This window comes from Arthrobacter sp. GAS37 (genome assembly GCF_044908325.1).
Classification (GTDB): Bacteria; Actinomycetota; Actinomycetes; order Actinomycetales; family Micrococcaceae; genus Arthrobacter; species Arthrobacter ramosus.
Map to the genome: position 1 here is coordinate 292,733 of NZ_JBIYDB010000001.1, position 19,444 is coordinate 312,176.

Genomic DNA, 19,444 nt, shown 5'->3' on the forward strand with positions numbered 1-19,444 from the left:
GGACGGTGAACGATGCAGATAACACCCAAAACGGTGAAACCACAGCCTCCCAGCCCCTGGAGGAGCGCGTCAACAACCGCTCCCAGCGGCCCACATCCGATGCCTTCAAGGCGTTCATGGCCAGCAATTGGGCGCCAGCGCCGCAGGTGACCCCTGCACGTGACGCCGTCGCAGACCATGCCGCCACGCGTCGTCGGGCCATCTCCGACAAGTTCGCGGGCCTGCGCCTCGTCGTACCGGCCGGCCCGCTCAAGGTCCGCTCGAACGATTGCGACTACCGCTTCCGCCCCCACTCCGGCTTTGCCCACCTCACGGGCTTGGGCCTGGACCACGAGCCCGATGCCGTGCTGGTCCTGGAACCCGTCGAGGAGGGAACCGGCGACGACGGCGGCAACCACCTCGCGACGCTCTACTTCCGTCCGCTCGCTGGCCGGGACACGGAACAGTTCTACGCCGACTCGCGTTCCGGTGAGTTCTGGATCGGCGCGCGTCCGACGCTCGCCGAATTCGAAGCGCGCCTCGGGCTCAGGACCGCGCACCTCGACGAACTCGAGATGGCCATCACCAAGAACGTAGGTGCCCCGGAAATCGGTGGCATCTCCATCCGTCTGGTCCGCAAAGTTGACGAGAACATCGATGCCCTCGTGGACACCGCCCGCTACAACACGGCCAAAGATCCGGAAAACCTGGACCTCGGCGAACTCGATGCCCTTGACGAAGTGCTCAGCGAGGCGCTCTCCGAGTTGCGCTTGCTCAAGGACGCCTGGGAAATCGAGCAGATGAAGATCGCCGTGTCCGCGACCGTGGAAGGTTTCGCCGAGGTCGTGCGCGCCCTCCCCCGCGCCATGACCCACCACCGCGGCGAACGCGTCATCGAAGGCGCTTTCTTCGCGCGTGCCCGCGAGGAAGGGAACGAGCTCGGCTACGACACCATCGCGGCCGCCGGAAACAACGCCACGGTGCTGCACTGGACCCGGAACACGGGCAAGGTCAACGCCGGGGAACTCGTGCTCCTCGATGCCGGCGTGGAGGCAGATTCGCTCTACACAGCCGACGTCACGCGCACCATTCCCGCCAACGGAAAGTTCTCGGACGTCCAGCGCAAGGTGTATGAAGCCGTCCTTGACGCCGCCGACGCCGGATTCGCCGCAGCGCAGCCGGGAGTGAAGTTCCGCGACATCCACACCGCCGCCACCACGGTCCTCGCCGAGCGCCTTGCCGAGTGGGGCCTGCTGCCGGTCTCCGTGGAAGAGGCCATCAGTGCCGAAGGCCAGCAGCACCGCCGCTGGATGCCGCACGGTACAAGCCACCACCTTGGACTGGACGTCCACGACTGTGCCCAGGCCAAGCGCGATCTCTACCTGGACGGCGTACTCACCGAAGGCATGGTGTTCACCATCGAGCCCGGGCTCTACTTCAAGAACGAGGACCTCGCCATTCCGGAGGAATACCGTGGAATCGGCGTCCGGATCGAGGACGACATCCTGATGACGGCAGACGGTCCCGTCAATCTCAGCGCCGCTCTCCCCCGCAAGGCCGACGACGTCGAGTCCTGGATGGCTGGCATCTACCAGGACGCCGAAGCGTAACCACTTAGGCAAAACGCAAGAGGAGGGCTCCCGGATATTTTTCCGGTAGCCCTCCTCTTGCTTTGGGGACGGCCCTAGTAGTGGTGGCGGGCTGCGACGATGAGCAGGTGCTCCTGTGCCACGTCCTCCTGGAGTTCAAACACGTAGACCCCGGCTGCCGTCCACTTAATTTCGCGATTTTTGCACTGAGATTTGCGGATTTGACCACTTAGATTGACGAAATCCACACGGAGACGCCCCTCGGCACTTGTACCCTCCTCCTAGGCGCATGGGCTGGAGGCGGGAGCCACCCTGGCCTGTACCAAGTGAGATAGCAAGGATACGAACAACACTGAATTTGGGGGGACAGCGTGCGCTTGCCACTGTTCAATATTTTCGACTTTCCGAAGCACAAGAATTTCTATGAGGCGATCCATGCTGCGGGGCCAGTTGGCGCGTGGAACCTTATGAAGGAGCTGGACGCCCTCGATCGGCCCATCTACCGGGCAAGGCAACCGAACGTAGACAATTTCGAGGTCTTGAAGGCCCGGGCCCTGGATTTCATGAATGCGGTCCCTGGGCTTGATGGCTTTGACAAGGAATTGCACGCCACGAGCTTTGCTGAGTACGGACCGAAGCTTCAGTTTGAGTCGACTTTCATCAATCTGTGGATGAAAGACCCTGAGACCCTGTTTCGGGACGTTGTGGCCGTCGATGGACGCGAGCACCTTCACGAGGCGGCATCCAGTGGCCGAGGGGTAATCGCGCTCCCGCTGCATCTGGGACCCTCATATGCTGCCATTCCCATGCTCGCGTATGAAATGCCGACAACGACGCTCTACAATCGAATGAATTTTGACGAGATCCACACAGCCTCCTTTCCTGACTTGGACTTCCGCGGGATCAAGCTCGGGAGCACATCGGCGATACGCTCTGGCCTTACGGCCTTGGGCGAGGGCCGGATCTTTTCCATGTTCCCTGAACTGGACCCTCGTGGAGTGGACGAGCACCATGCCCGAATTCCATTCTTGGGGACGACCATCATGGTTCCCACCGGTCCGATTATCCTGAGCCATGTTTCCGGTGCCCCTATGGTCCCTCTCACACTCGGTGCCATCGGCAACGGCCGCTTTCGACTCAAATACCATCCTGCCATACCACCGCCTGTGTCATCCGATAAACGTCGCCGCTCCCTGCTGGCCGTCTGGGATGTCATTGAGTCGGAGCTTCTCGCCGGGGACGTCGGGGAATGGGAAATGTGGTTTGAATTTGACCGGATGCTCCCCCAGGTCTGGGCCATCGAGACATGACCGGCAACCTTCCCGCCATGTCCCTCAAAGGCGTTCGTCGCCACTATGACGACGGTGCCGGAAACGAGAAAGCCGCACTAGACATTGTTGAACTGGAGATCCGACCAGGTGAACTTGTTGCCGTCATTGGCCCATCTGGATCCGGCAAGTCAACCCTGCTCCAATTGGTCGGTGGAATCGATTCGCCGACTGCAGGGAGCATCGACGTAGCAGGACTCCGGGTCTCCGGGATGGACGAAAAGCAGAAGACAATCTTCCGGCGGGAGAATGTTGGATTCATTTTCCAGGCATTTCATCTTGTTCCAAGCATGACGGTGCTGGAGAACGTCGCGTTGTCATCGATCGTTTCCGGTCAAAGAGACTTTCGTTGGCGAGCAGATGCTCTGGTGCTGCTCGATCAGCTGGGACTGTTTGAATATGCCGATAGATTTCCCGATCAGTTGTCAGGCGGGCAACGTCAGCGGGTCGCCGTAGGTCGGGCGCTATTCGGGACTCCCAGTATCGTCCTCGCCGATGAACCGACGGGAAGCCTCGACTCGAGGAACAGGGATATTGTTCTCCGTCTGATTCGCGACGCGATTGGCGACGATCGTCGTACAAGCGGGCTGATGGTCACCCATGATCCACATGCTGCGAGTTATGCCGACCGGATCATTGCGCTGCGGGACGGGAAGATCATTGATCAACTTGACCTCAACGCACCACATCAGGAGGGAGATTCTCATGACGAGCGCGTTCGCTCGTGGTTTGCGGCAACTTCGCTTTGATTTTCCCCGGTATGGAATCGCAGCCGTTGCGCTTGTGTTCGGCGTTGCGCTCATTTTCGGGACTCTGCTCACATCGAAAAGCATCAACGACCAGCTCTCGCAAGGGGTTGGTTCGTTATCAGGCATAGGCGACGTCGCGGTGGTGCCTGCTATTCCCGGGACCACGGCTCCCGAGAGCGCAGTGAGGGCAATAGCGGATCTCCCTGGGGTTGCGACGCCGATCCCGACTCTGGCACGGAATTCGAGCGTCCGGCCATCGGGAACCCTTGGCGCGGGCCACCCGCTGACGGTTACGGGTTACCCCACCACGTTCAACACAGAGCTTCAACGCATGACGCTCGAGCTTAGGGGCGGGCTCCCTGCCGTAAACAAGCCCGAGGCCCTGGTTCCGGCTGACGTCGCTTCGCGCTTAGGCGTGGACGTAGACGATTCGCTGGTGGTCGCGTCGAGCGACGGGACCACGCAGCTACGCGTCGTAGGCGTGTTCAATGGCAAGATTCTTGGTCCGTTGGCATACGACAACTTTTTTGTCGATTTGTCCTACGCCCAGATGATATTCAACCAGCAGGGCCAAGTATCAAGAGTTGACATCCAGCTAGCGGCCGGACACTCCGCGGAACGCTGGCAGAGCGAATATTCGTCCAGCCTGCCTGCTCAGTTCAAAGTGCAGGACACTTCTGCCCTCAATTCGACCCTTGGTCCCCTCATCACGGTTGTTTCACTCGTCTTGATGATCGCCTCCTGCACCGTTCTGGGCATTTCGATCCTCCTATCAGCGACGGCCTTCCAATCCGTCGTGAATGCCCGCCGGCTGACTTATGGTGTCATGCGAGCCGTCGGCGCCCGCGGTTCCTGGCTGGCAGCCGCCGTCTTGTGTGAGGCATTCATGCTCACGTTCGCGTGCTCAGTGGTCGGGTTGGGGCTTGGGTTTGGGGTCAGCTGGATCCTCAACCAAGGCCTTTCATCGATCGGCAACATACCTCCAGCAACAGTGGCGGTCGAACTTTGGCAGGCACTGCTTGCCATCCTGAGCGGGGTCGCTGCGGGCTGCGCGGGGGCGGCTCGGGCCATAGTGAAAGTGCTACGCCAGGCCCCTCTTACCGCCATCTCGCCTGAAGTCGCAGAGCGCAGGTCTGGGCAGAGACTCCGTGCCGCCGTCGGCATCATGCTCCTCGTATTCGGAGTCGGCAGCTACTGGCTTGACTCCGTCGTCGTGAAGCTCGTTGGCTTCGTCCTATCGCTGGCCGCCGTGGGATTCCTTGCTCCGTTAATTCTCGAAGCCACCGCCAGGCTACAGATCTTCAAGGGGTGGACAGGCAAGGCTGCGGCCCAGCGTCTGCGCAAACACGCATCGCTCGACTCCGCGACGGCCATCATGGGCGTTGTCGTCTGCCTGGGTGCCGCCCTTGTGATCGGAGTCGGCTCGGTAAAGAGCGCGATGATGGAGCAGATTGCTCGCCAATTCGGAGCTGACATTCAAATATCCTCCACGACGCCTATCACTGAAAAATTAACCGAACGCCTGGGGTCCATTGAAATGATCAACAGGGTTTCAGACACTGTTTGGGACCGCGGAGCATTGCAGTTCCAGGGGACCTCGAGCCAGATTGCAATCCTTGCTGTCGATCCAAACAGCTATTTCGCCACAGCTCAGCTTCCATGGCGCCGGGGAAGTGACGGGACTGCGCCTCTTGCCCTGGAAGAGGGAGGCGCGGTCATCATTCCTGAAGCTCTCGCCGTGAGCCGCGATATTTCCTTGGGCGACACCGTCAGATTAGATCGGGCAGGCAAGACACTCTCGCTTCGCCTTGTCGGGACGTTTGCGTCCTTGGCAACAGGGAACCAAGTGGTGATGAGTCGTGACACGGCTGCCGAGCTGGGAATCACTGGATCCAACGGCTGGAATGTAGAAGCGAAGCCGGGCGTCGACGTCACAGCGCTCCGGGACCAGATCGCTGATTCAGTTGCCGACATCCCTGGGGTCTCGGTGATCACGGCCGCCAAAATGAAGGAGCGCGCAGAATCAGAGCTCGGTTCATACGCCGGAGCGGCCTTCGGCATCGTGGTGCTTGCACTCAGTCTCGGCGCGGTCGGCGCCGCCGGCCTGTTCTCAGTCGGCGTCGCTCGTCGGGAGAAAGAGTTCGGGATGCTGCGCGCGATTGGTGCCACCCACGGCGACATAACGAGGCTAGTTGCCGTTGATGCGATTTTGCTCGGAATTGCGGCGTTGGCCGGGGGCCTTCTCGTTGGTCAGTTGGCTGGGTGGGTCCTGACCCAGCTTGTCGCCGGGGCACTCGGCGTGACGCTGAGTCCTACTTTTACCGTCCTGGCATTCAGCGGAATCGCAATTGTCACCTTGACGGCGCTATGCCTTGCGGCGATAGGACCGAGCCGCAGGGCGGCTCGAATAGAGCCAGCAGCTGCCCTGAGGGCTGAGTGATGGCCGATAGCGGAGGAGCGAAGAGGGGTTTCCGCCCCCTGCAATAACTACTGCTTGGCCGGATCCTCACCGTTAGCGGCTTGCTCTCCGGTTCCGGGTTCGTTCACTCGCACACCGTACTGCGGACGGCCGTCGGGAAGGTCCGGGTAGCGAACGCCGGCGGTCGGCCGCGCGGCCTCGGCTGGGGCTGGGGCTGGGGCATCCGCAACAGGCTGGGCGGGCTCGCCGGCCGTTCCCTGTCCCGCTTCGGGTCCACGCTGGCCATAGGGGTCCTGCCAGGACGCTGGACGTTCCGGGGCCGGGCCCTGTGGCGCACTTGGATGGACCGGCGGGTTCCGGTAGTCCTGCGGCGTGTACGCCTGCGGCGGCCGGCCGAAGGCTGCCTCGGAAGGATTCATGGGCAACTGGTGAAGGAGACGGCGGGCTTCGTGGGATGCCTCAAGCGCGACAATGACGTCATAGTTCGTCGCCACTACCTGGCTGGTGGAGGTGAAGTCCCGCTTCCCGCGCTGAGCAGCGTAGGTGACGATCCCGAAGAGCATGAAGAATGCCGCACCCATGAGGACCGACGTCACAATCGAGAAGGGGCCACCGGCCGGGGTAAAGAACGAAAGCATGACGCCCACGAACAGGCCGAACCACATGCCGCTCAGGGCGCCGGACAAAGCGACCCGAGGGTAGCTGAGCCGTCCCGTTACCCGCTCCACCATTTTGAGGTCGTTTCCGACAATGGAGACATGCTGGACGGGGAACTGCTGGTCGGCCAGATAATCCACCGCCTTCTGGGCATCGAGATAGGAATTGTAAGAGCCCACGGTGTCCCCCTTGGGGACGCTGCGGGATTCCTCCGTGGCCTTAGGGGCACCGAAAATGTTCGCCATACCCCCATTCTGTCCCATACACATGTGAACCGGCTGAAATTCAGCTAAAAGAGAGCAGACTCGGTAGCCTGTAAGGGTGAGCACAAATCCTTCACGCATCTTTGTTGCGCGTTTGCTCGGTCTGGACGTTTTCGACCCCTTGGGCGATCGGCTGGGCCGGCTGCGCGACGTCGTGGTGCTCTCGCGCGGCTTGCGCGGGGCCCCGCATGCAGTGGGTATCGTCGTTGAAGTTCCGGGCAAGAAGCGCGTCTTCGTTCCCATGACCCGGCTGACGTCCATGGACCAGAGCCAGATCATCTGCACCGGCCTGGTCAATCTGCGGCGATTCCAGCAACGCGGTGCCGAGCAGCTGGTGGTCGGCGAGCTCTTTGACCGCAAGGTGACGCTCAAGGACGGCAGCGGCGACGCCATCATCGAAGACATCGCCATGGACCAGCAGCGCAACGGTGACTGGCTGGTCTCCAAACTTTTCATTCGACGCGGCACGTCTACGTCCAGGCTCCGGGGCCTGCGCCGCGGTCACACGCTGCTGGTGGACTGGGCGGACACGCTGCAGGGTTCCGAGAACGATCCCCAGGGTGCCAGCCACTTCGTTGCCACCCACGAGGACCTCAAACCGGCCGACTTTGCCGACGCACTCCAGGAGATGTCGGACAAGCGACGGATTGAAGTGGCCAGCGAGCTCCAGGACGAGCGCCTCGCCGATGTGCTCCAGGAATTGCCGGAAGAAGACCAGGTGACGCTCCTGTCCGCTTTGGACAACGAACGCGCAGCCGATGTGCTTGAAGAAATGGACCCGGACGACGCCGCGGACCTGCTGGCGGACTTGCCTTCCGCGAAGGCCGAGGAACTGCTGCTCCTGATGGAGCCCGAAGAGGCTGACGACGTCCGCAGGCTCCTGCAGTATGACGAAGACACTGCCGGCGGCCTCATGACCCCGGTGCCCGTTATTCTGCCCCCGGAAGCTACGGTCGCTGAAGCGCTTGCCCATGTGCGCAGCGAGGAACTCTCCCCCGCCCTGGCCTCGGCCATCTTTATCTGCCGCCCGCCGTTGGAGACCCCTACGGGACGATTCCTCGGCGTCGTCCATATCCAGCAATTGCTCCGCAGCGCCCCGCCCGAACAGCTGGGCAGCATCGTGGACAAGAACCTGGAGCCGGTCTCCGATCACGCCAGCGTCAGCGAGGTCAGCCACACCATGGCCTCCTACAACCTCAACTCCCTCCCGGTCGTGAACAGCGCCGGTCGCCTGGTAGGGGCGGTGACTGTTGATGACCTCTTAGACCATTTGCTCCCGGACGACTGGCGAACCCACGAAGACGGAGCCCCGATCAGGAAACTAGGAGGTCGAATTGGCTGAGAAGCCCGCCAGCGGAGGACTGGACACGCCGCTCGAGCTGCGTTCCCGCATGCTACCGAATTTCGGCAACGATCCCGATGCCTTCGGCCGATTTGCCGAGCGCTTCGCCCGCTACATGGGTACGGCGAACTTCCTGTTCTACATGACGATCTTCGTGATCGTCTGGATCGCGTTCAATGTTGTTGGCTTGTTCGGCTTCCAATGGGACCCCTACCCGTTCATCCTCCTCAATCTTTTCTTCTCCACGCAGGCCTCCTACGCTGCGCCCCTGATCCTGTTGGCCCAGAACCGCCAGGACGACAGGGACCGTGTGACCATCGAACAGGACCGCGCCCGTGACGAGCGCAATCTGGCAGACACCGAATACCTGACCCGTGAAGTCGCGGCTCTTCGCATCGTCCTTCGGGAGGTCGCCACGAGGGACTACGTGCGTGCCGAACTCCGCTCGCTGCTGTCGGATCTGCTCGAAGCGCAGGATGAGTTGCGTCCGAACAATTCCACAGGCTCCAACAACGGCGAAAAGGCCAAGGAGAAAATCAAGGACAAGCGCAACAAACAGCGCAATCCCCCCACGCAGCAGATCCCCAAGATCCATCCGGCGCATTCCAGCGCCACGCAACCTGAACCCGACCTTTCGGCCGTCGGCACTTCGCCGACGCAACACTCAGGTCCAGCCGACCAGCCTGAAAGCTGAACATCCACCCCATGAGCACACCATCCGTCGAGGCTCTCAACGCTGCCTTGGCAACCGTCATCGATCCCGAACTCCGCCGTCCCATCACTGAGTTGGGGATGCTGGATTCGGTAGAGGCCAGCGCGGACGGAACCGTCCGGGTTGCGGTGCTCCTGACCATCGCGGGTTGCCCCCTGCGTGAAACCATCACGGCCGACGCCACCGCTGCCCTGACGCGGGTTCCGGGTGTGACGGGCGTCGAGGTCGAGCTCAAGGTCATGACGCAGCCGCAACGCGACGCCCTCAAGGAACAGTTGCGAGGCGCAGGCGGACAACGCGGAATCCCCTTCAACGAGCCGGGCTCCCTGACGAAAGTCTTCGCTGTGGCCAGCGGCAAGGGCGGTGTGGGAAAGTCCTCGGTGACGGTCAACCTTGCGTGCGCCCTTGCGGCACAGGGGCTGCGCGTGGGAATCGTCGACGCCGATGTCCATGGTTTCTCGGTCCCGGCACTCATGGGAATCACGCAGCAGCCCACACGGGTGGACGACATGATCCTCCCGCCCGTGGCCTTCGGCGTGAAGGTGATCTCCATTGGCATGTTTGTTTCCGGAAACAAGGCTGTGGCCTGGCGGGGGCCCATGCTCCACCGTGCATTGGAGCAATTCCTCACGGATGTCTATTTCGGCGATCTGGATGCCCTGTTCCTGGATCTTCCGCCAGGAACGGGCGACATCGCCATCTCGGTGGCGCAGTTGCTTCCCAAGGCTGAAATCCTCGTGGTGACCACCCCGCAGGCCGCAGCAGCGGATGTTGCCGAGAGGGCCGGAACCATCGCAACGCAGACGGGCCAGAAGCTTGCGGGAGTCGTGGAGAACATGTCCTTCCTGGAGATGCCCGACGGCGGCAGGATGGAATTGTTCGGAAGCGGCGGCGGGCTTGTGCTGGCTGAGCGGTTGAGCGCCGCCGTCGGGACCGATGTGCCGCTGTTGGGACAGATCCCCCTGGACATCCGTCTGCGCGAAGGCGGCGACGCGGGCCGCCCGGTGGTGTTGTCGGCTCCCGAGACGGCCGCGGCACAGGCCCTTCAGGGCATTGCGGGCAAGCTCAACGCCAAGCCGCGCGGCCTGGCCGGAATGTCCCTCGGGATCCAGCCAAAATAGCTTTAGGTGGCCTCAGCGTCGAAGGGCGCCTTTTCACCGACGGAAAGCCGTTCAACAACCCGCTCGGGAGCTTTCGTCGGGGTGTCCACGGCTGCAACAGCGACAGGCGCACCGTCACTGACAGGCTTCGTGTCGTCGTCGAGCAGTGCTTCCTTGATGATCCGGCGCGGATCGTACTGGCGCGGGTCATACTTCTTCCAGTCGACTTCATCGATATCGATGCCGACTTCTTCCTTGATCTGCTCACGGGCACCGGACGCCATGCGTCGCAGTTCCTTGACCAGATTCGTCAACTTCCGCGTGTATTCAGGCAAACGGCTGGGACCGATCACGATAACGCCGATGATCAGCAGGATGAGAAACTCCGAGCCATTGATTCCAAACACGTATCGAAGATTACCTTGTCCGTTGGTCCGCTCAGAAACCCGCGAGGCCGGCCAGGGCATGGAGTCCCCGTTGCAGCCGTTCATTCCAGGTCTCTGCACTGTTTTCGGCGGGCCGGGCAACCACCAGAGAATCGCCCGCATTCACGAGCTCAGGAACGGCTCCCGCAGCCTGATTGGGAGGCATGTCGGACGAATAACGCAGCACGGCCACCGGCGAGGAGTAGACGGCCTGCCACGGGGCCCCCTGGGTGATGGACAGTTGGGTCCCCGAAGCGCCGCTGCCCTCCAAATGCTGCTCCACCAAGGTGGCGTGGTGGTCACCGTCGCTCAGATGCAGCTCAACGGCGGGGTGCCCGTCCTGCATCAAGGCCCGGGCGGAAACCACGTGATACCCCATGCTTGCCATTTCGGGACATGCCCAGCCGTCCCTCCGCAGTTCGGACAACTGCTCCTCGCTCAGGCTGACCGTCCCGGCTACGCTGGCGGGCAGACTCAACTGCGCACCTGTCACAGGGAGTTGCTCTCCGGCGTTTCCGGGCACGGTTGAACTGACCAGGGTCCGGACTTCCTGCTCTCCGCGGTTGGACGCCTGCGGCGCAACTTCACCGCCGAGGGCGTAGGCTGCAACCGCCAGGATTCCGGCACTCACGGCGAGTCCGCCGGCCGCGGCGCTGGCAAGCCGGATACCGTGCCAGACGCTTCGCTGGGGAGCAGGGCGCTCCGGAAAATCGGATTGCGCCAACCGCTGGGTGTGTTCAATCAGCCTGTTGGTGAAATCCTGGCTGGCCTCGGGGACAGCGGCACGGCGAAGCCGTTCCAGGTATTGGCGTTCCCGCAGTACCGCGGCGTGGCAATCAGAGCACTCCTGCAGGTGGCCCGGGGCGCGGCTGTGCCGGATATTTCCCCGAGTTAAACCACCGCGTCGTCCTTTGAGCAAACCCATCGGCGACTAAAGGAGACCGGCGATGCGCGGCATCTTGAGCCGCGGTTTGCGGGCTTGGACTGGACGCGGATCCCGGTGCGCCAGCTTTTCACGGAGCATTGTCCGTCCGCGGTGGATGCGGGACCTGACGGTCCCCAGTTTCACGTCAAGTGCTTCGGCAACTTCGTCGTAGGAAAGGCCTTCAAGATCGCAAAGCACGACGGCGGCGCGAAAGTCCGGGGGGAGTTCTTCCAGGGCCCGCTGGACGTCGAGGTCGAGGTTGTTCAGCTCGAAGCTCTGCTCGGGACCGGGTTCATGCCCGGGCAGCCGGGATTCGGCGTCTTCGGCCAAGGCATCGAAACGTATGCGGCTCTTCCGACGGGCCTGGTCAAGGAAGAGGTTGGTGGTGATGCGGTGCAGCCAGCCGTCGAGTGTGCCTGGCTTGAAATTCTCGAGCGAACGGAAGACCCTGACGAAGACTTCCTGGGTGAGGTCCTCGGCGTCGAACTTGTTTCCAGTGAGTCGGTAGGCAAGGCGGAAGACCTTGGCGGAGTGATTCTCCACCACTTCCTCCCAGCTTGGCCTGACCCATTCTTCGGCCGGAGGGGCCGTGTCGGTGGAACCCAGGACTGCTGCCGTTGTCTGGACTGGCGCAGCACTTGATGCCCGCATCGTCCGCTCCCCTCAAACTGTTTGTCATCCTGCCGGTCACTCAGGAGTTCGTTGCCGGCCCTCGCTTGGATGGCTGGATATACATCATCCCAGTCTTGCCTGAGATTTTGCTGATCACAGGCAGGCTTTTCCCGCAGAGCGAACATCGTCCGGAGGACACGCGGGAAGACACAGAATTGCGGGCCGCAGGCGTCCGGGCCGGGCGGCCCGTAGCCAGTAGTCTGGAAGCAATACCCCTCTGCCTGGAAAGCGAACCCCCATGAGTGCCGACAAGTCAACCAGCTGGTCCTATGCAGAAGATCTGCCTGCCGAGGACGACGTGTTGCTTCGCGCCCGTGAACGCTCCTTCGAGCTGGGCGTTACTCCTGTGAGCCCCGGCGTTGGCGCCGTCCTGACAGTCCTGGCCGCGGCGTCGAAGGCCCAGACGGTCGTAGAGGTCGGATCCGGGGCAGGCGTCTCAGGCGTGTGCCTGCTGCGCGGCCTCAGCCCGCAGGCTGTCCTGACCACTATCGACGTCGACGTCGAGCACCTCAAGGCCGCCCGCGAGGCCTTCCTGGAATCCGGCAGTCCGGCGAACCGGACCCGGACCATCTCCGGCCGTGCAGCCGACGTCTTGCCGCGACTCACCGACTCCGCTTACGACCTCGTGTTCATCGACGCCGACAAACCCAACTTTCCCGGTTACGTTCAGCAAGCCATCCGGCTGCTCAAGTCGGGCGGAACACTCGTCATCAATGACGCCCTCGACAAGGACAAAGTTTCCAACCCGGCTGCCAGGGACAGCACCACCGTGGTGTTGCGCCAGATCGGCAAGGCCATCCGCGACGACGAGCGGCTCTCTTCGGCGATGCTTCCCACCGGTGACGGCTTGCTGGTAGCGGTCAAGAAGTAACCGGCCAGCCTTCGCTTTCAGGCTTAAACATGAAAGCAGGGCGCCGGCTCTTCTGCCGGGCCCTGCCCAGTGAATCTATTCGGTAACGCCTACGAGGCATTCCTTGAGGTTCGCCGCCTCTGCTGCGTTGAGCTCGACCACCAGCCGTCCTCCGCCTTCGAGCGGCACACGCATGATCAGGCTGCGGCCCTCTTTGGTTACTTCCATAGGGCCGTCGCCAGTACGTGGTTTCATAGCCGCCATTAGGAAAATCCCCTCCAGTTGTCCCAAATCCCGCCAACCCGGCCGGGCTGGCTCCGCGTGGAATATACGGCGTCGACAGTCATGGCAGTTCAGTCGTCGTCGCCGAGCACCCGAAAGTGCTTTTGTCCTTGCTTGTGTCCATTATCTCGTAATTACCCGCCCGTAGCTAATTGATGGACTTTTCCCGGCGGGCCGCGATCACGCTTGAACAGGTGAAAGGACGTGCGGCATCACGGCGGGTAGTCGCCGCCGCCCGGCAACTGCGCCCACGCCCACAGCCAGACGATCCATACGATCTGGAGGAGGAAGAACATGACCACCACGGTGCCGCGGTAGGCCTTCGAGCGGGACAACCAGGCGGCGCTGAGCGCCAAGGGGAATAAGGGCAAGAGCATCCGGAATGTGCTCGTCTGGGGGTGCAGGAAGACCAGAAGGTAGCCCATGTAGCACGTGCACCACAGCCTCAGTTCGATGCCCAGGGCCCGGACTGGTTTGCTCAACATCAGCAGGACAAAGAGCGCCACGAAGACAAACGGCGCCAGAATGCCGAGTACTGGTCCGAAGAGCATTTGACCAGTCTCGAACCATGGCTTGAACGGAACGAGGTCGGCCCCGCGCCAAACAGTCTCTGTCTTGGTGTAGGCCGACGGATCCCCCGTGACCGCCCAGGCAATGGCCGGCCAGGCGAGAGCGCCCGCCACGCTGACCACCACAAGCGCGGCCAGCGATCCAAGGTCCCGGAGCGTCGGCACGGCGTCTGTCGGCACGGCGTCTGGCCCTGAGCGGCGCCCGAACCTCTTCCACAGGTGGCGGAGCAGGAGCAGCCCTGCCATGGCCGCGAAGGGCACGCCTGTGGGCCGCGATAGGCACATGAGCACGACGACGGGCATCGCGCCAAGATACTTGCGTCGCACCACAAGCAGAAGCGAACCCGCCAGCAGCAAGGTATTGAGGGATTCCGCATAGGGGACCTGCAGGATGGCTGAGACCGGGAACATCGAGAAGAAGGTCAGTGCCCACAGCGCCGTGGTTCGCCCGGCGAATTCCCGGAACAGCTTGTAGGCCACCATGGCCGCCCCGAGCCCGGCCACCACGGCAATGACAGTCAGGGCCGGCAGAGCCGCCAGTCCAGTGAGCGCACCGAGGGCCCTGGCAAGGAAGGGGAACAGCGGATAGAACGCCCAGGAATTCTCGGCGACACCACCGTTCGCATCAACCGGCAAAACAGACGGATAGCCGTTGTTTGCTGCTTCGGCGTACCAGCGCCCGTCCCAGATCGTGATGAAGTTCCAGTAGTCCGGTGCTGGCGGAAACCACGGATTGACGCCTTGCTGCAATGCTGCAGCCATGAAGATACAAGCACTGACAAGTCTCGAAGCGATGTAGACGAGAGCCACCTGGACCCACCACGGCCAGCTCGCGGCGTGGGCTCCGACGCGGCGCAGTCTTCGGGCCAGGGATCCCGTCGGGGACCGCGATTCGACTGACGGGGTCACTCTTTTGGTTCTTCCTGGTTCCCGGCTGCTTCTAGGGCCAGTTTCAGCCGTTCGATTTCCCTCTCCTGGGAGGTCAGCTGATCCCTCAGCTCATCGAGCACCTCATCCACTTGGTCCATCCGGTAGCCGCGCAGGCCAAGGGCAAAGCGCACGCGGTCGACGTCGGACGCCTTGGCACCGGCCGGTAGCAGAACCGGCGGCAGGTTCGGAACGGGTTCATCCAAACCGGCGCCGGAGTCGCGGCTGGATCTCGCCATTCCGGTACCGAGGAACAACACGGCACCGATGATGACAATCGCGAGAAAGACCAGAAAAAAGCTCACAACAACCATCGTGCCAGACTCAGCTGAGAGCTCGGTGCCGGCAAGGCTACTCCGGGCGCTGGTCGCCGTTGGTCGAGGGTGGCCGCGGGATTCCGTGCAGGACACGGTGAACGGCGTCCGCAGGATCGTCCACAAGCTGGATGAGGTCCAGGTCCTTTGCGGAGACCATGCCTTCGGCCACCAGGGTCCCCTTGATCCATTCGATCATCGGGCTCCAGAAGTCGACGCCCAGAAGGACGATCGGGAACGATGTCACCTTGCGGGTCTGCACCAGGACCATGGCTTCAAACAGTTCGTCCAGGGTTCCCAGGCCGCCCGGCAGGACAATGAACCCTTGCGCGTACTTGACGAACATGGTCTTGCGGGCGAAGAAGTACCTGAAGTTGATGCCAAGGTCCACCCAGCGGTTGAGGCCCTGCTCGAAGGGCAGTTCGATGCCCAGTCCAACAGAAACGCCGTTGCCTTCAACCGCTCCCCTGTTGGCGGCTTCCATGGATCCCGGTCCACCCCCGGTGATGACGGCGACGCCGGCTTCCGCGAGGTGGCGGCCGACCTGCACGCCCATATCGTAGTAGCCGGTGCCCGGCTTGGTGCGGGCGGAGCCAAAGACACTGACAGCGGGGCCGAGCTCAGCGAGCGCGCCGAATCCTTCAACGAATTCGCTCTGGATCCGCAGGACCCGCCACGGGTCCGTGTGAATGAAGTGGTCGGCTCCCCTGGTGTCCAGGAGTCGCTGGTCCGACATCGGCATGGAGGCCTGTTTACGCCGAAGCTCCAACGGTCCTTTGTGCTTGGCTGGCGGCTCTGCGGCTACGGCCGGAGCCGGCGCTGCCGATCCGTTGCTCATCGCCTTGCCATTGGCGTCTGGACTAGGAACTTGGGGCTGGCTGGTACTCATTGACCTAGGCTAGCGCGGATGGCGGCTGCTGCCGTTCCGGCGTGGCCCTGTTGTTTGCAGTCTTGAGGGTCCGGCCCACCATTCGCTGTCAGATAGCTGCAAAACAGGTATCTGTTGAATCACGATCTGCGGAACTTGCTGTGAGCTGGCTCATCTCGAATCATTTCTTCGCTAGATTCGTCCCATGACTATTCAAGCCGCCAGCGATGCCCTCGTCTCCCTGAATGGCGTCAACAAGCACTATGGTCAACTGCATGTCCTGAAGGACATCAATCTCCAGGTGAAAAAGGGTGAGGTTGTGGTTGTCATCGGGCCGTCGGGCTCGGGCAAGTCCACGCTGTGCCGGGCCATCAACCGCTTGGAGACCATCGATACAGGCGAGATTTCGATCGATGGCAACAAGCTGCCCGAGGAAGGCAAGGAACTTGCCCTCCTCCGGGCCGACGTCGGGATGGTCTTCCAGTCCTTCAACCTGTTCGCCCACAAGACGATTCTCGAGAACGTCACTCTGGGACCGATCAAGGTCAAGAAACTGGACAAAGCAACCGCGGACAAGGACGCCATGGCGTTGTTGGAGCGGGTTGGCGTCGGGCAACAGGCACCCAAGATGCCTGCACAGCTGTCCGGTGGCCAACAACAGCGCGTGGCAATTGCCCGGGCGCTCGCCATGAAGCCGAAGGTCATGCTGTTCGACGAGCCGACCTCGGCACTTGATCCGGAAATGATCAACGAGGTCCTGGATGTCATGGTCCAGCTGGCCAAGGAAGGCATGACCATGATCGTGGTCACCCACGAGATGGGCTTTGCGCGCAAAGCTGCTGACCGCGTTGTCTTCATGGCCGACGGCCAGATTGTGGAAGACGCCAAGCCAGAGGAATTCTTCACTAATCCCCAGAGCAACCGCGCAAAGGATTTCCTCTCCAAACTCCTGACTCACTGACACTCACCGCACCCAGGCCGCGGGGGCGGCCGCACAATGAAAGGAATATCATGAAGGCTTTTATCACCCGGAGGAAATCCCTCCTGGTCGCTGCAAGCGCGGCGCTCGCCCTTTCCCTGAGCGCATGCGGTGGCGGCGGGGGTTCCACCACTGCGCCAAGCAGCGAGTCCGCGCCGTTCACGGTGGCCCAGAACGTGTCCATTACGGGCAGCCCCACGTTCGACACGATCAAATCGAACGGAAAAATCAGGATCGGCGTCAAACAAGACCAGCCTGGCCTGGGCTTCAAGGACGCCGCGACCGGCGAGTACAGCGGTTTTGACATCCAGGTTGCACAGTGGATTGCGGCATCGCTCGGTTTCTCGAAGGACAAGATCGAGTACAAGCCGATTCCTTCGGTCAACCGCGAGTCCGCCATCACGAACGGCGACATCGACTACTACGTCGGCACATACTCCATTACTGACAAGCGCAAGCAGCTGATTGATTTCGCCGGTCCCTACTTCGTGACAGGTCAAGGCCTGCTGGTCAAGAAGGGGAACACCACGATCAACAGCGAGAAGGACCTGTCCGGGAAGAACGTCTGTTCAGCCACGGGCTCAACTCCCATCCAGAACATCAAGGCAAACTTCCCCGGCACGAAGACCACCGAGTTCGACACCTACTCGCAGTGTGTCGAGGCCCTCAAGAGTGGGCAGGTCGATGCTGTGACTACTGACCAGGCAATCCTGATCGGCTATGCCTCCCAGGACACCGATAACCTCAAGGTCGTCGGCCAGCCGTTCACCGTTGAGAAGTATGGTGTGGGCTTGAAGAAGGGCGACACCGCCTTCCGCAAGTTCGTGAACAAGATCTTCACGGATGGCGGCTCCGTGTGGCAGAAGATCTACGACTCCACGCTGGGACAGTCCGGCACCAAGGTCACCCAGCCCGCAGTGGACAACTACTAAACCCATGTTGAGGGGGCGGCCATTGGCCGCCCCCTCGAATATCGGCTGAAAGCGACCATTCTGTGAATACGCTGTTGAATAATTCGGACCTGTTCATCACAGGGTTCCGGAACACCCTCATACTCTTCATCGTTGCCGGAATCTTTGCGCTGATCCTGGGCACCATCGTGGCGACACTGCGTGTTTCTCCGATCCCTGCGATGCGCGCCGCGGCCACGTTGTATATCAACGTTGTGCGCAACACCCCATTGACGTTGGTCCTGTTCTTTTTTGCCTTGGGCTACCCGAAGCTCGGCCTCGTGGAAATTGATTTCATGACCGCTGCAACCGTCGGCCTCAGCCTGTACACCGCTACTTATGTGGCGGAAGCCGTGCGCTCCGGCATCAACACGGTGCCTGTCGGTCAGGCCGAGGCCGCGCGGGCCATCGGCCTGCCGTTTACGCAAACCCTGACGCTGGTGATCCTCCCCCAGGCTTTCCGCGCCGTCATCCCGCCCATGTTCAGCGTGTTCATTGCATTGCTCAAGAACACCACCGTGGCCGCGGGCTTCTCGGTCGCCGAAGCGGGAGCTATCCGGTCGAATCTTTCCGAGCGCGGTGAGCCTGCCATGGCCGGGCTGCTCTGGGTCGCACTGATCTTCGTTCTGCTCGTTTTCATTCTTTCCTTCGTCCAGCGGAAGCTTGAAAAGAAATGGAAGGTGGCCCGATGAGCTCGGTCCTTTTTGACGCTCCGGGCCCCAAGGCCCGCGCACGCTACCGACTTCTCGGCGTCGTGACCGCTTTGGTCATTATCGCTATCGTCGGATTCATCGTCCTTCGCTTCGCCCAAAGCGGGCAGTTCGATGAGAAGAAGTGGCACTTGTTCACGTTCCCGCTGGTCCAGCAGACCATTATCCAATCGGTGGGTGCCACGCTTTCGGCGTTTGCCACGGCAGCCGTGTTCAGCTTGGTGCTGGGTGTCTTCCTGGCCTTCGGCAGGCTCTCCGACCGTAAGTGGATCAGCTTGCCCTGCTATGGGTTCACGGAACTCTTCCGTGCCATTCCTCTGCTGATCCTCATGATGATCTTCTACTACGGGCTTCCTCCGCTCGGTGTCCAGGGGATCACGCCGTTCACGGCGGTCGTTGCAGGCCTGGTGCTCTACAACGGATCAGTGCTCGCGGAAGTCTTCCGTGCCGGCATCGAATCGCTCCCCCGCGGCCAGAGCGAGGCAGGCTATGCCATCGGATTGCCGAAGAGCGCGGTCATGACGAACATCCTGCTTCCGCAGGCGGTCCGCTCAATGCTCCCGGTGATCATCTCCCAGCTCGTGGTCATCCTCAAGGACACCGCATTGGGTTTCATCGTGACCTACAACGAGATCCTGTTCCAGGCGAAGTTCTTCGGAAGCCAGGCCCAGTACGGTTCGCCCATCATTCCTTCCGCGATCATCGCCGGTGTCCTGTACGTCGGAATGTGCCTGATCCTGGCTGGAATCGCCAAGTGGCTTGAAAGCCGGATGCGCCGCAACGTCAAAGTGGTGAAGGTGGCCAAGTCGGAAATTGTGGCGATCGAGGGCTAAGC

Annotated in this window: 20 protein-coding genes; 12 read left to right on the forward strand and 8 right to left on the reverse strand. The window is 61.8% G+C overall.

Annotated elements, in window-relative coordinates; translation table 11 throughout:
• Positions 1-5 precede the first annotated feature (5 nt).
• From ABH924_RS01365 to ABH924_RS01380, 4 genes are all read left to right on the forward strand, one after another.
• Complete coding sequence (locus tag ABH924_RS01365) at positions 6-1,589, forward strand: aminopeptidase P family protein (RefSeq protein WP_404496326.1); 1,584 nt, start codon at positions 6-8, stop codon at positions 1,587-1,589.
• Positions 1,590-1,939: 350 nt separating this feature from the next.
• Positions 1,940-2,878 (forward strand): lysophospholipid acyltransferase family protein, encoded by a 939-nt coding sequence (locus ABH924_RS01370; protein WP_404496327.1) that lies wholly within the window; start codon positions 1,940-1,942, stop codon positions 2,876-2,878.
• The gene (locus ABH924_RS01375) at positions 2,875-3,645 is read left to right on the forward strand and encodes an ABC transporter ATP-binding protein (protein ID WP_404496329.1); all 771 of its coding nucleotides are present in this window, start codon (positions 2,875-2,877) and stop codon (positions 3,643-3,645) included. The genes ABH924_RS01370 and ABH924_RS01375 overlap by 4 nt, the downstream gene beginning before the upstream one ends.
• Entirely contained in the window at positions 3,602-6,085 is a 2,484-nt protein-coding gene (locus ABH924_RS01380) for an FtsX-like permease family protein (RefSeq protein WP_404496331.1), read from the forward strand. Before ABH924_RS01375 ends, ABH924_RS01380 begins: the two co-directional genes overlap by 44 nt.
• 47 nt (positions 6,086-6,132) lie before the next feature.
• Here ABH924_RS01380 and ABH924_RS01385 read toward each other — a convergent pair whose 3' ends face one another.
• Complete coding sequence (locus tag ABH924_RS01385; protein ID WP_404496332.1) at positions 6,133-6,966, reverse strand: general stress protein; 834 nt, start codon at positions 6,964-6,966, stop codon at positions 6,133-6,135.
• A 76-nt stretch (positions 6,967-7,042) separates the two neighbouring features.
• On the opposite strand from ABH924_RS01385, the gene ABH924_RS01390 reads away from it, so the two are divergent.
• Genes ABH924_RS01390 through ABH924_RS01400 form a run of 3 tightly spaced genes read left to right on the forward strand, consistent with a single transcriptional unit; the run spans position 7,043 to position 10,159 of the window.
• The gene (locus ABH924_RS01390; protein ID WP_404496334.1) at positions 7,043-8,326 is read left to right on the forward strand and encodes a magnesium transporter MgtE N-terminal domain-containing protein; all 1,284 of its coding nucleotides are present in this window, start codon (positions 7,043-7,045) and stop codon (positions 8,324-8,326) included.
• Between the two features lie 49 nt (positions 8,327-8,375).
• Positions 8,376-9,020, forward strand: coding sequence for a DUF1003 domain-containing protein (locus tag ABH924_RS01395; RefSeq protein ID WP_404496559.1), 645 nt, complete (start codon positions 8,376-8,378; stop codon positions 9,018-9,020).
• Positions 9,021-9,031: 11 nt separating this feature from the next.
• Entirely contained in the window at positions 9,032-10,159 is a 1,128-nt protein-coding gene (locus ABH924_RS01400) for an Mrp/NBP35 family ATP-binding protein (RefSeq protein ID WP_404496336.1), read from the forward strand.
• A 2-nt stretch (positions 10,160-10,161) separates the two neighbouring features.
• On the opposite strand, the gene ABH924_RS01405 is transcribed toward ABH924_RS01400, so the two are convergent.
• Genes ABH924_RS01405 through sigE form a run of 3 tightly spaced genes read right to left on the reverse strand, consistent with a single transcriptional unit; the run spans position 10,162 to position 12,139 of the window.
• Complete coding sequence (locus tag ABH924_RS01405) at positions 10,162-10,545, reverse strand: twin-arginine translocase TatA/TatE family subunit (protein ID WP_059387493.1); 384 nt, start codon at positions 10,543-10,545, stop codon at positions 10,162-10,164.
• 31 nt (positions 10,546-10,576) lie between these two features.
• Positions 10,577-11,488, reverse strand: coding sequence for a hypothetical protein (locus tag ABH924_RS01410; protein WP_404496338.1), 912 nt, complete (start codon positions 11,486-11,488; stop codon positions 10,577-10,579).
• A gap of 6 nt (positions 11,489-11,494) precedes the next feature.
• Positions 11,495-12,139: an RNA polymerase sigma factor SigE gene (gene sigE, locus ABH924_RS01415; protein ID WP_234748318.1), complete on the reverse strand. Its 645-nt coding sequence runs from the start codon at positions 12,137-12,139 to the stop codon at positions 11,495-11,497.
• A gap of 259 nt (positions 12,140-12,398) precedes the next feature.
• Here sigE and ABH924_RS01420 point away from each other — a divergent pair, with 259 nt between their 5' ends.
• Positions 12,399-13,031: an O-methyltransferase gene (locus ABH924_RS01420; protein ID WP_059387489.1), complete on the forward strand. Its 633-nt coding sequence runs from the start codon at positions 12,399-12,401 to the stop codon at positions 13,029-13,031.
• Between the two features lie 75 nt (positions 13,032-13,106).
• Here the strand turns inward: ABH924_RS01420 and ABH924_RS01425 are convergent, their stop codons facing one another.
• From ABH924_RS01425 to ABH924_RS01440, 4 genes are all read right to left on the reverse strand, one after another.
• Positions 13,107-13,274, reverse strand: coding sequence for a DUF3117 domain-containing protein (locus ABH924_RS01425; protein WP_009357720.1), 168 nt, complete (start codon positions 13,272-13,274; stop codon positions 13,107-13,109).
• Positions 13,275-13,504: 230 nt separating this feature from the next.
• Complete coding sequence (locus ABH924_RS01430) at positions 13,505-14,731, reverse strand: hypothetical protein (RefSeq protein ID WP_404496561.1); 1,227 nt, start codon at positions 14,729-14,731, stop codon at positions 13,505-13,507.
• 35 nt (positions 14,732-14,766) lie between these two features.
• Positions 14,767-15,102, reverse strand: coding sequence for a DivIVA domain-containing protein (locus ABH924_RS01435; RefSeq protein WP_234748322.1), 336 nt, complete (start codon positions 15,100-15,102; stop codon positions 14,767-14,769).
• A 37-nt stretch (positions 15,103-15,139) separates the two neighbouring features.
• Complete coding sequence (locus ABH924_RS01440) at positions 15,140-15,940, reverse strand: TIGR00730 family Rossman fold protein (RefSeq protein WP_234748643.1); 801 nt, start codon at positions 15,938-15,940, stop codon at positions 15,140-15,142.
• Positions 15,941-16,175: 235 nt separating this feature from the next.
• On the opposite strand from ABH924_RS01440, the gene ABH924_RS01445 reads away from it, so the two are divergent.
• The 4 genes from ABH924_RS01445 (at position 16,176) to ABH924_RS01460 (ending at position 19,442) form a co-directional block, all read left to right on the forward strand.
• Complete coding sequence (locus tag ABH924_RS01445; protein WP_404496341.1) at positions 16,176-16,931, forward strand: amino acid ABC transporter ATP-binding protein; 756 nt, start codon at positions 16,176-16,178, stop codon at positions 16,929-16,931.
• A 50-nt stretch (positions 16,932-16,981) separates the two neighbouring features.
• Positions 16,982-17,881, forward strand: coding sequence for a glutamate ABC transporter substrate-binding protein (locus tag ABH924_RS01450; RefSeq protein WP_404496343.1), 900 nt, complete (start codon positions 16,982-16,984; stop codon positions 17,879-17,881).
• Between the two features lie 62 nt (positions 17,882-17,943).
• Positions 17,944-18,591, forward strand: coding sequence for an amino acid ABC transporter permease (locus ABH924_RS01455; RefSeq protein WP_404496345.1), 648 nt, complete (start codon positions 17,944-17,946; stop codon positions 18,589-18,591).
• The gene (locus ABH924_RS01460; protein ID WP_404496347.1) at positions 18,588-19,442 is read left to right on the forward strand and encodes an amino acid ABC transporter permease; all 855 of its coding nucleotides are present in this window, start codon (positions 18,588-18,590) and stop codon (positions 19,440-19,442) included. The genes ABH924_RS01455 and ABH924_RS01460 overlap by 4 nt, the downstream gene beginning before the upstream one ends.
• Positions 19,443-19,444: the final 2 nt, after the last annotated feature.

Coding starts and splice junctions, on each gene's coding strand:
- ABH924_RS01375 (WP_404496329.1), top strand. CDS start 2,875: ATGACCGGCAACCTTCCCGCCATGTCCCTCAAAGGCGTTCGTCGCCAC.
- ABH924_RS01380 (WP_404496331.1), top strand. CDS start 3,602: ATGACGAGCGCGTTCGCTCGTGGTTTGCGGCAACTTCGCTTTGATTTT.
- ABH924_RS01385 (WP_404496332.1), bottom strand. CDS start 6,966: ATGGCGAACATTTTCGGTGCCCCTAAGGCCACGGAGGAATCCCGCAGC.
- ABH924_RS01395 (WP_404496559.1), top strand. CDS start 8,376: ATGCTACCGAATTTCGGCAACGATCCCGATGCCTTCGGCCGATTTGCC.
- ABH924_RS01400 (WP_404496336.1), top strand. CDS start 9,032: ATGAGCACACCATCCGTCGAGGCTCTCAACGCTGCCTTGGCAACCGTC.
- ABH924_RS01410 (WP_404496338.1), bottom strand. CDS start 11,488: ATGGGTTTGCTCAAAGGACGACGCGGTGGTTTAACTCGGGGAAATATC.
- sigE (WP_234748318.1), bottom strand. CDS start 12,139: ATGCGGGCATCAAGTGCTGCGCCAGTCCAGACAACGGCAGCAGTCCTG.
- ABH924_RS01420 (WP_059387489.1), top strand. CDS start 12,399: ATGAGTGCCGACAAGTCAACCAGCTGGTCCTATGCAGAAGATCTGCCT.
- ABH924_RS01425 (WP_009357720.1), bottom strand. CDS start 13,274: ATGGCGGCTATGAAACCACGTACTGGCGACGGCCCTATGGAAGTAACC.
- ABH924_RS01435 (WP_234748322.1), bottom strand. CDS start 15,102: ATGGTTGTTGTGAGCTTTTTTCTGGTCTTTCTCGCGATTGTCATCATC.
- ABH924_RS01440 (WP_234748643.1), bottom strand. CDS start 15,940: ATGAGCAACGGATCGGCAGCGCCGGCTCCGGCCGTAGCCGCAGAGCCG.
- ABH924_RS01445 (WP_404496341.1), top strand. CDS start 16,176: ATGACTATTCAAGCCGCCAGCGATGCCCTCGTCTCCCTGAATGGCGTC.
- ABH924_RS01450 (WP_404496343.1), top strand. CDS start 16,982: ATGAAGGCTTTTATCACCCGGAGGAAATCCCTCCTGGTCGCTGCAAGC.
- ABH924_RS01460 (WP_404496347.1), top strand. CDS start 18,588: ATGAGCTCGGTCCTTTTTGACGCTCCGGGCCCCAAGGCCCGCGCACGC.